The organism is Candidatus Limousia pullorum (genome assembly GCF_057405065.1).
On sequence record NZ_CM171614.1, the window covers coordinates 174,600 to 187,461 of the forward strand.

Here is a 12,862-nt window from a genome sequence, read left to right on the forward strand (position 1 = left end):
TCTTTCGGCGCCGTTTATACGGTGTCGTCAGTCTGATTGTTAAACCCTCTCCGCAAGGGGAGAAACAGAGCTTTCAGACAAGACAAACTCAGAAAGACAGGTAAATATTATGTGTGGAATAGTTGGATATGTAGGAGAACAGCAGGCAGCAGGAGTTCTTGTTGAAGGACTTAAAAAGCTTGAGTACCGTGGTTACGATTCGGCAGGTATTGCAATTCACCATGCCGGGGAATTTGTAACGGTAAAGACCAAGGGACGACTTAAAGATTTGGAAGAAAAAATCAAGCAGGTTGGAACTCCCGAAGGCACCTGCGGAATAGGTCACACACGCTGGGCAACTCACGGAGAGCCAAGTGACATCAACTCTCACCCCCACGGAAACGCCCGTATCACCATTGTTCACAACGGAATTATTGAAAACTACATGGAGCTTAAAACCAAGCTTCTTAAAAAGGGCTACAGCTTTTTAAGCGAAACGGACACTGAGGTTGTGGCTAAGCTTTTGGACTATTATTACAAGGGCGACCCTATGGACGCCATAAAAAGGCTTATAATGGCCGTTAAGGGCAGTTATGCATTGGGTATAATGTTCAGGGATATCCCGGAAAAAATCTTTGCTCTGCGCAAAGACAGCCCTCTTATCATCGGCATAGGAAACGGCGAAAACTTTATAGCCAGCGATATTCCTGCGGTTTTAAAATACACAAACCAATATCAGCTTTTGGATGAAAACCTTATAGCTGTTTTGGAAAAAGACTCTGTCACCGTTTACACAACGGACGGAGAAACAATTGAAAGGGAAACTCTCACAGCCGACTGGGACGTTGAGGCGGCGGAAAAGGACGGTTATCCCCATTTCATGCTCAAGGAGATTTTCGAGCAGACAAAGGCTTTAAACGACACAATAAGCCCACGTCTTAAAGATTTCTTAGTTGATTTCTCAAACGAAAAAATCCCCGATTCTCTCTTTGAAAACACAAACAAAATTCACATTGTAGCCTGCGGAACCGCAATGCACGCAGGAATGATAGGCAAAAATATTATCGAAGCTTTGGCAAGGGTTGACGTTGACGTACAGATTGCCTCTGAATTTCGTTATAGAAACCCTATTTTCCACGAAAACGACCTTATGATGGTAATAAGTCAATCGGGAGAAACGGCGGACACACTGGCGGCTCTGCGCCTTGCAAAACAGCAGGGCATTACAACCCTTGCGGTGGTCAATGTAGTGGGTTCATCCATTGCCAGAGAGGCAGACTATGTTATTTACACCTGGGCAGGCCCTGAAATCGCCGTTGCCAGCACAAAGGCTTATACGGTACAGCTTGGTGTTATGTATCTTCTTGCAATCAAATTTGCCCTTGCTAAAGGTAAAATTGATTTAGACTCTGCCAAAAAGATGGGCGAAACTCTTTTGACAATGCCCTCACAGATGCAGAAAATTCTTGAAAAAACCGACGACTGCAAATACTACGCCTCACGCTTTCAGAACGCCGCCAACATGTTTTTTATCGGCAGGGGTCTTGACTATGCCATATCTCTTGAAGGCTCATTAAAGCTCAAAGAGATATCCTACATGCACTCCGAGGCATACGCCGCCGGCGAGCTTAAACACGGCACAATTTCCCTTATGGACACAGACGTGCCTGTAATCGCCGTTGCCACCCAGTCAGACATCTACGAAAAGACCGTAAGCAACATAAAAGAGGTTGTAACGAGGGGCGCCAAGGTGCTTTTAATAGTGAAAGAGGGATTGCCCGTTGACATGAGTGTAGCCCGTTACGTTCTCTCAATTCCCAATGCTGAGGACATTTACATGCCTTTACTCTCAGTAATCCCCTTACAGCTTTTTGCCTACTACACCGCCGTTTTAAGAGGCTGTGACGTAGACCAACCCCGCAACCTAGCCAAAAGCGTAACCGTCGAGTAATTTTATATCCGCCTTGCAAAGGTTTGACTTGGAAATAAACGTCGTTTCAAGGCGGGCGAGACGTTTTTTATATCCGCCTTGCAAAGTTTTTACTTGAAAATGAACGTCGTTTCAAGGCGGGCGAGACGTTTTTATTTCCGACGTGCATGAACTTAGCAACGGAAATTAACACCTGCACACGTCGGGCGAAACGTTATTCTTAATCTTTGGAATGGCTCGCTCTCGGTTGGCTTTGATTTTGAATATTTATAATTTTACAGCCATGGTTATATTTGAAGTAAACCATGGCTGTTTCTTTATTTTCTTTTGCAGAATTATATCCTATAAATTAAAACACAAAAAATTCCGGCACACCTTAAATAATGGTGATTGCCTGAATTTTATTTTTATCCGATTTTTTATTACTTCAATATTTTAAGAGAAATATCAAAGGCTTTTACTGAGTGTGTCAATGCGCCTATTGAAATTATATCAACGCCTGTTTCAGCAACGCCTCTCAGTGTTTCCGCTGTTATGCCGCCGCTTGCTTCGAGGATTGCTTTGCCATCGGTGATTTTAACAGCTTCTGCCATCATCTCATTTGACATATTGTCAAGCATAATTACGTCAACGTCAACGCTTAAAGCTTCTCTCAGTTCATCAAGAGTTCTAACCTCAAGCTCAACCTTTGTCATGTGGCCAAGCTTTGATTTAAGCTTTTTAACAGCGTTTGTAATTCCGCCGCCTGCGTCAATGTGGTTATCCTTGAGCATTGCCGCATCGGAAAGGTTATATCTATGGTTCTTTCCGCCGCCCACTGTGACTGCGTATTTCTGCAAAGGACGCATACCCGGCAATGTCTTTCTTGTATCAACAATGGAAGCCTTTGTTCCCTCAACAAGCTTTACAGCTTCGTTTGTAGCTGTTGCAATACCGCTCATGTGCTGAATGAGGTTCAAAGCTGTACGCTCGCCCTTGAGGATTGTTCTTGTTTTTCCGTAAACCTTGGCTATGATGTCGCCCTTTTTGAGAACGTCTCCGTCCTTTTTGAAAACCTCCGCTTTGAAGTCCGGCTGTAAAAGCTCAAATACTCTCAAAGCCACGTCAAGTCCGCAGAGAACGCCGTCAGCCTTTGCAAGGAACTGAGCCGCACCCTCCTGGTCTTCATCTATAAGATAATCTGTTGTGACGTCTATGTAGTTTATATCCTCTAAAAGAGCTGTCTTTATAAGGTTGTCCACATACATCTGGTTTAACATCATAAGTTTATTCCTCCGTTTACTTCACCTAAAATAATTCCTGCAACTATTGCAAGGCTTCTTGCCTCTACATAGTCGGCGTTTATCTCGTATTTTGTTGTTATGAGCTTGTTTACTATCTCGTCAACTCTCTTGTAGCTTTCCTCAACCTTGTCAAGCTTTGGAATTACAAAATATGTATCCTGCATTATCTCTCTGATTTCTGTTCTTATTCCCTTTGGCAGCGGTTCGCCGTGGATGTCATGAACAGGAGGCGCCGCTGTGATTTCCTGTCTGCCTCTCTCTGAAAGGTGACGCATGATATCCTCAGCCGCTCTTCTTGAGAATACAAGAGCCTCAAGCAGTGAGTTGCTGGCAAGTCTGTTTGCTCCGTGAACTCCTGTGTTGGAGCACTCGCCCACAGCGTAAAGTCCCTCTACAGTTGTGGCGGCATCCAAATCAACTTTAATTCCGCCCATAAGATAGTGCTGGCATGGGAATACAGGAATCCAGTCCTTTGTAATATCCACGCCCTCTTCCAGACATCTTGAATATATCATCGGGAATCTGTTTTTCAAAAATTCAGGGTCTTTATATGTTATATCAAGGTAGAACTTCTCGCTGCCTGTGCGTTTTTCCTCCTCCATAATTGCGTGGGAAACAACGTCACGAGGTGCAAGTTCTCCCCTTGGGTCATAGCGTTCAACAAAACGCTCGCCGTTGCAGTTGAGAAGATATGCACCCTCTCCTCTTACTGCTTCGCTTATGAGAAAACGCTCTCTGTTGTTTTCGGAAGCGAAAGCTGTAGGATGGAACTGCACACGGGAAAGATGGCTTATTGTAGCTCCCAGCAAGTGGGCAAAAGCTATACCGTCGCCTGTGGCTATTGCGGAGTTGGTTGTGTACTTGTAAACTCTGCCTATGCCGCCTGTAGCCAAAACGCAGAAGTTTGAAGAAACACAGATGTTTTCTCCGTTTCTCAAAAAGCTTATGTAAAATCCGTTTTCAACCTTGTCAACGTCGTATACAAGAGCATTGTCAAGTATTGTTACATTTTTCTTTTGAGCCACAAGTCTTAAAAGTGTGTCAACTATTTCCTTGCCTGTTGAGTCCTTGTGATGAACAATTCGATTTCTTGAATGGCCGCCCTCTAAGGTTGCCATAAGCTCGCCGCTTTTGTTTCTGTCGAAATCAACACCCATATCCTTGAGGTTTAAAACATCGGAAGGGCCTTCTGTTACAAGCTTTTCAACAGCGGACAAATTATTTTTATATTTTCCTGCAATAAGAGTATCGGCAATATGCAGTTTGTAGTTGTCATGACTTGTATCCAAAACTGCGGCAACTCCGCCCTGTGCCAATGATGAATTGGACAAGGTAAGTTCCTTTTTGGAAAGAAGCAAAACCTTAACATCTTCCGAATATTGAAGGGCTCCGTAAAGTCCTGCAACGCCTGTGCCGACAATTACCACATCATATTGTTTATCCATTTTCCTTACCCCTGTTATTAAATGTTGGTTTACAAAATTATTTGAATATATTATACTACAATTAGTTTTGATTTAAAATAGTGTTTTCAATTTTTTTGTAATAAATAAGACAATTTGATAAAATCTATGTTAAAAACGAACTTTCAGTTTACAAACCGGAGGTATTTATGGAAATACAGAACAACGAGGAAAAAGTAACAAGAGCTTTGCTTGTAAGCGTTGATACAGGAGAATATGACGCTTTGTCATCTCTTGAAGAGCTTTTCGAGCTTACGGAAAGCGCAGGCGCAGAGCCTGTTGCAAGCATAACACAAAAGCTGGAAAGACCGGAAACCGCCACCTATGTGGGTTCCGGAAAGCTTGAGGAAATAAAGGAATACTGTGACATTCATGAGATAGATTTGCTTATTTTTGACTGTGAGCTTTCACCTACACAGATAAGAAACATTGAAGAGGCCACCGACGTTAGAGTTATTGACCGAACAATGCTTATCCTTGACGTTTTCGCTTTAAGAGCAAGGTCAAAGGAGGGCAAATTACAGGTAGAGCTTGCCCAGCTTAAATACATGCTTCCAAGACTTACAGGTAAGGGCGTTCAGATGTCACGTTTGGGCGGCGGAATAGGCACAAGAGGCCCAGGTGAAACAAAGCTTGAAACCGACCGCCGACACATAAGAAGAAAAATAGAAACATTAAAGGAACAGCTTAAAGAGGTTGAAGAACACCGTGAAAGACTTAGAAAACGCCGTGAAAAGGACAATGTCATAACAGTTGCAATCGTAGGCTATACAAACGCCGGAAAGTCAACACTTATGAATTATCTCACACAGGCGGGAGTTTTGGCTGAGGACAAGCTTTTTGCTACCCTTGACCCAACCTCAAGGGCATTGAAACTTCCGTCAGGAATCACCGTTATGCTTATAGACACGGTAGGTTTTGTCCGCCGTCTGCCCCACCATCTGGTTGAAGCCTTTAAATCAACCTTGGAAGAAGCTGCAAACGCCGACATAATATTAAACGTATGCGACGTAAGCAACGATGAAGCAAAGCTTCACCTTGAGGTTACCGAGGATTTGCTGGCAAGCCTTGGCTGTAAAGACAGACCTGTAATTCCTGTGCTCAACAAATGCGACCTGCTTTCCGCAGAAAACGATATTGTATCAATCGGCAATTCCGTGAGAATTTCCGCAAAAACCGGAAAAGGAATAGACAGGCTTTTACAGGCTATTGAAGACAATCTTCCTGTAAGAATGAAAAGGGTAAAGCTTCTTCTTCCTTTCTCCATGGCGGGAATTTCCGCTGAAATACGCAAGTCGGGAACACTTATTTCCGAGGAATACACAGCCGAGGGCATAGAGGTTGAAGCGGTTGTGGATGAAATTCTTTACGGACGCATAAGGGATTACATCACAGAATAATTGTATCCGACTTTATTCGTTGTACAGGTTACAAAAATGTGGTATAATAATATGATAGCGTAAATCAAAACAGGGAGGCATAATATGGATGTAAAGGTTGGCGACAGACTTGAAATGAAAAAGTCCCACCCCTGCGGAGGTAAGGAGTTTTTGGTGCTCCGTGTGGGCATGGACTTTAAAATCCGCTGTACCAAATGCGGACATGAAGTAATGGTTCCGAGAAATAAAATCGAAAAAAATATTAAAAAAATTCAAAGAGATTAGCAGTCCCCTATTGTCCCGAATTTAACTTTAAACTTCAGGTAATAGAAAGGATTTGAAATAAATGTTTGAAAAAATCGAGATTTTCAGCAAAAGATACGACGAGCTTAACAACCGTCTTTACGACCCCTCTGTTGCGGCAGACCCCAACGAATATTCAAAGGTCATGAAAGAGGTCAAGTCTATTGAAGCCATTGTTTTAAAATACCGTGAGTACAAGGAAATATTAAAAGCAATGGATGAAGCCCGTGAAATTATAGAGGACAGCTCCTCTGACAAAGATTTCCGTGAAATGGCTATGGCTGAAATAGACGACTGCAAGGAAAAGCTTCCGGAAATTACGGAAGAGCTTAAAATTCTTTTGCTTCCCAAGGACCCCAACGACAGCCGCAATGTTATTATGGAAATCCGAGGAGGAGCCGGCGGCGAGGAAGCAGCACTTTTCTGCGGCGTTTTGTACCGTATGTACAGCATGTTTGCGGAAAAGCAGGGATATAAAACCGAGATAATAAACGCCAACGAAACAGAGCTTGGGGGTTTTAAGGAAATTTCCTTTATGATAAACGGCGAGGGCGCATATTCAAAGCTTAAATTTGAAAGCGGCGTTCACCGTGTTCAGAGAGTTCCGGAAACCGAAAGTCAGGGACGTATACACACTTCAACGGTTACGGTTGCGGTTCTCCCTGAGGCTGAGGACGTTGAGCTTGAGATAAATCCTGCCGACTTGCAGATTGATACCTTCCGAAGCAGCGGCGCAGGCGGTCAGCACATAAACAAAACCGAAAGTGCCATAAGAATCACCCACATTCCCACAGGAGTTGTGGTCGAATGTCAGGACGAGCGAAGCCAGTACAAAAACAAGGACAAGGCCATGAAGGTTCTTAAAAGCCGTCTTTTGCAGGCAAAGCGTGAGGAGCAGGAGGACTCTATCGCCGCAGAAAGAAAACAGCAGGTTGGAACCGGTGACAGAAGCGAGCGAATAAGAACCTACAACTATCCTCAGGGACGTGTAACCGACCACAGAATAGGTCTTACACTATATAAAATCGACGACATTTTAAACGGCAATATTGAGGAAATTGTGGACGCACTTATAGCCGCTCACAGAGCAAAACAGCTTCAGCAGTCCATGGAGGAAAACAATTAGTTTTTATAAATTTCTACTAATCGAACATTTCACTTTCACATAAACACATTATAATAATGAGAAACAGGTGTAATTTTTAAATGCAGACAATATGCAATGAGCCTTTAAATACCGTTATGCTTTCTTCCTCACCGGAGGATATAGAAAAAGCGGCAGAGATAATCCGCAATGGCGGTCTTGTGGGTATGCCCACGGAAACCGTATACGGTCTTGCCGCCGACGCTTTAAACGGAAAGGCTGTATCCAAAATTTTTAAAGCAAAGGGCAGACCCGGCGACAATCCTCTGATTGTCCATGTGGCAGCTTTTGAGGATATAGAAAAATACAATCTTGTAAAAAAGATACCCCAAGGGGCAAAGATTTTAGCCGATAAATACTGGCCGGGCCCTCTCACAATAATTATGGAAAAGTCGGATATTATCCCCGATGAGGTCAGCGCAGGTCTTGACACTGTGGCTGTGAGAATACCCTCTCACAAATCAGCCGCCGCACTCATAAGAGCGGCAGGAACTCCCATAGCCGCACCATCGGCAAATCTTTCCGGAAGTCCCAGCCCCACCACCGCCCAGCATGTTATGAACGACATGAAAGGCAGAATTGAAGCCATTATTGACGGCGGAGAGTGCAGTGTGGGCGTGGAAAGCACAGTAATAACCCTTGCCGGAGAAAAGCCGAGGCTTTTAAGACCGGGCGGAGTTACCTTAGAGCAGCTTCGAGAAGCTTTGGGCGAGGTTGAAATGGACGACGCAGTTTTGCACAAACTGAAAGACGGCGTAAAAGCCGCAAGCCCGGGTATGAAGTACAAGCACTATGCTCCGAAAGCTGAGGTTGTTATAATCAAAGGCTCTTCAAAAGCATACATTGACTATGTAAACAGCCATGATGACGAAAACACAGCCGCTCTCTGCTGGGAAGAGGACATAAAGGATTTGAAATGCAAAACCCTTTCCATGGGAAAAGAAAAAGACCAGGAAAGTCAGGCTCACAGACTTTTTGACGAGCTTAGGGAAATCGACAACGACGAAAGCATAAAGAAAGTCTTTGCAAGATGTCCCTCTATTCAGGGAATAGGTCTTGCAGTTTACAACAGACTTATCAGAGCCGCAGGTTTTGAGGTGATTGACCTTGAGAAAATATAATCTTGTAGGGCTTACCGGACAAACCGGAGCCGGAAAAGGTGTTGTGTCCTCTGTTTTCAAAGAAAAAGGCTGGGCGGTAATTGACGCCGACAAGCTGGCAAGAGAGGCTTTAGCACCAAACAGTCCCGCTCTTTACGGACTTTGCGCCGCCTTTGGAAATGATATAATAAAAGGTGACGGCAGTTTAGACAGACCTCTGCTTGCTAAAAGAGCCTTTTCCTCAAGGGAAAACACAGACACACTAAACGCCCTGACTCATCCCTATATTTTACAGCTTGTGCTTAAAAATATCGAACACCTTGTTTCACAGGGCATAAAAAATATTTTATACGACGCACCTCAGCTTATTGAAAGCGGCTCCCACCTTTTGTGCGACCATGTTATAACTGTTTTAGCAAAAGAGAATATAAGGCTTGAAAGAATAATGAAAAGGGATAGTCTTAGCCGTGAAAATGCTTTGCTGAGAATAAAAGCCCAGCACGAAGAGGCTTTTTACATAGAAAATTCTGACACCGTTATAGAAAACAACGGTTCTCAGGAGGATATAAAACAAACCGCCTTTAATTTACAGAACGATTTGAAAAAGGGGGAATAATATGAGCCAACAGCGACAGCACAGATACAGAGTTGAAGATAATAGCGAATCCGTTAAAAACGGAAATTCCCACGGTCACAAAAAACACGCAAAAAACAAGGGCAAAAAACGCCTTATTATTGCGGGTGCGCTGGCTGTTTTGATTGTCTGCGCAGGACTGCTGGTTGTAAACCTTGTGTCAGAAGTAAGGGAAAGACTTTTTGAAAGTCAGTACCAGCTTCAATATACTGAATACGTGGATAAATACAGCGAAGAATATGATGTGGATAAGGTTCTTATATACTCTATAATAAATACAGAAAGCCATTTCGACCCAAATGCAGAATCTGCCGTTGGCGCAATAGGTCTTATGCAGATTATGCCCGATACATTCACATGGCTTCAAACTTACTCCGGCGCAGATGAGGTTTTGGATTCCTCTGCCCTTTACGACCCTGAAACCAACATAAAATACGGGGTAATGTTCTTGGATTATCTTGTAGACATGTACGACAGCAGAAGCGCAGTTGCCGCCGCCTACAATGCAGGATTTGTGGTAAGCGAATGGCTTGAAAATCCTGAGTACAGCGACGACGGAGTAAATCTTAAAACCACACCTTACGCCCAGACAACGGCGTATATAGAAAAAGTGGAAACAGCCTACGAAATGTATTCAAAGCTTTATTTCTCCACAGATGAAACAAAGTAAATTTACCTTAAGGGGTGTAATATATGTCTAAGAAAAAAGAAGAAAAATCAGAGATTAAGGAATTAAAGGAACAGCTTTTTACCAGAACCGACAAGGGCATTGCTTCCATGAAAGAAAGCGAAATCAAAAAAGCTGACAAATACTGCGAGGACTACAAAAAGTTTATCGACCACTCAAAGACAGAACGTGAAGCGGTAAAAACCGCCGTAAAGCTGGCTGAGAAAGCCGGATTTGTTCCTTTCGAGCAGGATAAAAAGTATAAGGCAGGCGACAGAATATACTATGTAAACCGCCACAAGGCTCTGGCTCTTGCTGTTATCGGCAAAAAGGGCGTTAAAGACGGCGTGAGATTGGCTATTGCTCACATAGACTCACCGAGAATAGATTTAAAGCCAAATCCAATGTACGAAGCAAGCGGCCTTGCAATGTTTAAGACCCATTATTACGGCGGACTTAAAAAATATCAGTGGACTGCTCTTCCTCTCTCACTTCACGGTGTTGTTATTAAAACAGACGGAACAAAGATTGAAATCAACCTGGGAGAAAAGGACGACGAGCCATGCTTCTGCATTACAGACCTTCTTCCCCACCTTGCAAAGGAACAGGTTCAGAAACCTATGGCTAAGGTGTTCACAGGTGAGGAACTGAATATCCTTGCAGGTTCCCGCCCATATGACAACAGCGGCGAAAGCGACCTTGTAAAGCTGAACATTATGAGCATCCTCAACAAGAAATACGGTATCACCGAGGAGGATTTCCTCTCTGCTGAACTGAGCTTTGTTCCGGCACTTAAAACAAGGGATGTGGGCTTTGACGAAAGCATGATAGGCGGCTACGGCCACGACGACCGTGTATGCGCTTATCCGGCTCTTACAGCTATTCTGGAAACAGAAATGCCTGAAAACACAGTTATCACCATGCTTGCCGACAAGGAAGAAACAGGCAGTGACGGCAACACAGGTATGCAGAGCGATTTCCTCCGTTACTTTATTTACGATCTTGCAAAAGCCGAGGGCGAAGAGGGCTACAGAGTTCTTTCAAAGAGCAAGTGCCTTTCAGCAGACGTAAACGCCGCATTTGACCCAACATACGCTTCCGTTTACGAAACACAGAACTGCTCCTATCTCAACAAAGGCGTGGTTATCTCAAAATACATGGGACACGGCGGAAAGTACGACACATCCGATGCTTCTGCCGAATACATGGGCGAGATCCGCTCAATGCTTGAGAAAAACAATGTAAGCTGGCAGACCGGCGAGCTTGGAAAGGTTGACATGGGCGGCGGCGGTACAATCGCAAAGTACGTTGCCAATATGAACGTGGATGTAATCGACTTGGGCGTTCCGGTACTCTCCATGCATGCGCCTTTTGAGATTGTTTCAAAAACCGACGTTTACATGGCATACAGAGCATTTTACTGCTTTTTTAACTGATTTTCCGTTATCTTAAATAAAAATAAGGTTAATACTACAGATTATTTGAGAAATCGTAAAAAAAATAAAAAAACACTTGATTTTTCCTTTGGTTTGTGCTATTATACTATAGCGGTTCGGAAAGAGCCGCAAAATGCGCTGTTAGCTCAGCTGGATAGAGTGACTGGCTACGAACCAGTAGGTCAGGGGTTCGAGTCCCTTACAGCGCGCCAAAAGCATCTGCAATTTGCAGATGCTTTTTTGTTTATCATCTTTCATAAATGCATAATCCCCTGTTCACAATATTATAATATTATATAATTAGTATAATTTATTGATTTTTTTGACCAGAGGTGTTATGATTTATATGAGGGATAATATTAAACGACAGGAGGAATGTAAGATGGCTGTAATTTCAAAACCAAAGGATTTAGCTTTTTTCGTAAGCAGTGAAAAATCTCAGGAATTTCTCAGTGAAAAACCTGATACCGAAATGCTTTTAAAAAAATTTAAACGTCTGCGTCAGTGCGCCTTACTTTCCGGTAAAAATACTGATGACGATGAAATTAAGTATTTAGATAAAAAAATAAATGATTTAACACATATTGAAAAATGAATACTCAAAAAGAACTTGTAAATATAAAAGATATTCCCTCGCTATTGTTAAATAAATTTCAGTGTGGTAAAGATATTATAGATGATTACTTTAAACACAAGGCTATTGACGATAATGATGTTACAACTTTCGGGTTTATAAATAATGACCGTGTCGTTGCACTGGTGTCATTATGCTGCACCGGAATAATGATTGAATCCGGTATCAGAATTCAAATTATTCCCGCTGTTGAAATAAAGATGTTCGCTGTTTCAGAAGATTATCAACATAAATCATATCCAAATGTTGACAATTACAAATGGAGCGAATATTGTCTTGATAAAATAATTGCATTTATATATCACTTTACTGAAAATTACTGCGGTGCTTCTAGGATTGTTTTGTACTCAGTGCCAGAGGCGGTAAACTTTTATATACGGAGCGGTTTTAAAGAATTTGAAAAATTTATGCGCCCTTCTGAAAAAAGATTTCTTGAAGGATGTATTCCCATGTACATGGCATTATAAACTATTTGCAGATGCGAATTGTTTGTAATGCCTTTTTTTGGTGTTTTTTCGACTTTAAAGGGTTTTATATGACATAATTTTCACATTACTTGAACAAGCTGTTCTTTATTAACTTTTTACATAAGTTAAAAACATGTTGAAAAAATTTTATTATTTTTTTAATAAAAACTATTGACAAATCCCTTTTTATAGTATATAATTAAGTCAAACAAAAGGAAATCTTCCAATTCAATATTTAAAGTTGATTTAGTTGTTTTTTTATTTACGAGGTGAGTCCAATGAGAATATCAGAAGGAACAGATTCACAGCTTTGATGTCCATGTTTTGAGAAGTTGTATTAAGGAGAATGCCCATGAGAAAACATTATGAAAAGGGGTTCCACCTGCTGGCAATTTCAGTTAGGTAAACAGCATCAAATATAATTCAAGCAAATAAAATTGCTA

The 12,862-nt window shown here is 42.3% G+C and carries 12 protein-coding genes and 1 tRNA gene; 11 read left to right on the top strand and 2 right to left on the bottom strand.

Annotated features, from left to right (window positions below; translation table 11 throughout):
* Nucleotides 1-109 precede the first annotated feature (109 nt).
* On the top strand, nt 110-1,930 hold the full coding sequence (glmS, locus tag CGICJO_RS00725) for a glutamine--fructose-6-phosphate transaminase (isomerizing) (RefSeq protein WP_486499282.1): 1,821 nt from the start codon (nt 110-112) through the stop codon (nt 1,928-1,930).
* Between the two features lie 401 nt (nt 1,931-2,331).
* Here the strand turns inward: glmS and nadC are convergent, their stop codons facing one another.
* Nucleotides 2,332-3,171 (bottom strand): carboxylating nicotinate-nucleotide diphosphorylase, encoded by an 840-nt coding sequence (gene nadC, locus CGICJO_RS00730; RefSeq protein WP_486499283.1) that lies wholly within the window; start codon nt 3,169-3,171, stop codon nt 2,332-2,334.
* Complete coding sequence (locus tag CGICJO_RS00735; RefSeq protein ID WP_087377597.1) at nt 3,168-4,637, bottom strand: L-aspartate oxidase; 1,470 nt, start codon at nt 4,635-4,637, stop codon at nt 3,168-3,170. The genes nadC and CGICJO_RS00735 overlap by 4 nt, the downstream gene beginning before the upstream one ends.
* Nucleotides 4,638-4,804: 167 nt before the next feature.
* Between CGICJO_RS00735 and hflX the strand changes: the two genes are divergently transcribed.
* The 10 genes from hflX to CGICJO_RS00785 all read left to right on the top strand — a co-directional run bounded on the left by hflX (nt 4,805) and on the right by CGICJO_RS00785 (nt 12,419).
* A complete protein-coding gene (gene hflX / locus CGICJO_RS00740) occupies nt 4,805-6,055 on the top strand; it encodes a GTPase HflX (protein WP_486499284.1) in 1,251 nt (416 codons plus the stop codon).
* An 84-nt stretch (nt 6,056-6,139) separates the two neighbouring features.
* Nucleotides 6,140-6,319, top strand: a complete 180-nt coding sequence (locus tag CGICJO_RS00745; protein ID WP_087377593.1) for a DUF951 domain-containing protein — start codon at nt 6,140-6,142, stop codon at nt 6,317-6,319.
* Nucleotides 6,320-6,380: 61 nt separating this feature from the next.
* On the top strand, nt 6,381-7,463 hold the full coding sequence (prfA, locus tag CGICJO_RS00750; RefSeq protein ID WP_087377591.1) for a peptide chain release factor 1: 1,083 nt from the start codon (nt 6,381-6,383) through the stop codon (nt 7,461-7,463).
* A gap of 80 nt (nt 7,464-7,543) precedes the next feature.
* Nucleotides 7,544-8,602 (top strand): L-threonylcarbamoyladenylate synthase, encoded by a 1,059-nt coding sequence (locus CGICJO_RS00755; protein WP_486499285.1) that lies wholly within the window; start codon nt 7,544-7,546, stop codon nt 8,600-8,602.
* Entirely contained in the window at nt 8,589-9,197 is a 609-nt protein-coding gene (coaE, locus tag CGICJO_RS00760) for a dephospho-CoA kinase (protein WP_486499286.1), read from the top strand. The genes CGICJO_RS00755 and coaE overlap by 14 nt, the downstream gene beginning before the upstream one ends.
* A gap of 1 nt (nt 9,198) precedes the next feature.
* On the top strand, nt 9,199-9,885 hold the full coding sequence (locus tag CGICJO_RS00765; protein WP_486499287.1) for a lytic transglycosylase domain-containing protein: 687 nt from the start codon (nt 9,199-9,201) through the stop codon (nt 9,883-9,885).
* Nucleotides 9,886-9,908: 23 nt separating this feature from the next.
* Entirely contained in the window at nt 9,909-11,318 is a 1,410-nt protein-coding gene (locus tag CGICJO_RS00770; RefSeq protein ID WP_486499288.1) for an aminopeptidase, read from the top strand.
* Between the two features lie 135 nt (nt 11,319-11,453).
* Nucleotides 11,454-11,530: transfer RNA gene (locus tag CGICJO_RS00775), tRNA-Arg, on the top strand.
* A 170-nt stretch (nt 11,531-11,700) separates the two neighbouring features.
* The gene (locus tag CGICJO_RS00780) at nt 11,701-11,913 is read left to right on the top strand and encodes a hypothetical protein (RefSeq protein ID WP_087377583.1); all 213 of its coding nucleotides are present in this window, start codon (nt 11,701-11,703) and stop codon (nt 11,911-11,913) included.
* Nucleotides 11,910-12,419, top strand: coding sequence for a GNAT family N-acetyltransferase (locus tag CGICJO_RS00785; protein WP_486499289.1), 510 nt, complete (start codon nt 11,910-11,912; stop codon nt 12,417-12,419). The genes CGICJO_RS00780 and CGICJO_RS00785 overlap by 4 nt, the downstream gene beginning before the upstream one ends.
* Nucleotides 12,420-12,862 lie beyond the last annotated feature (443 nt).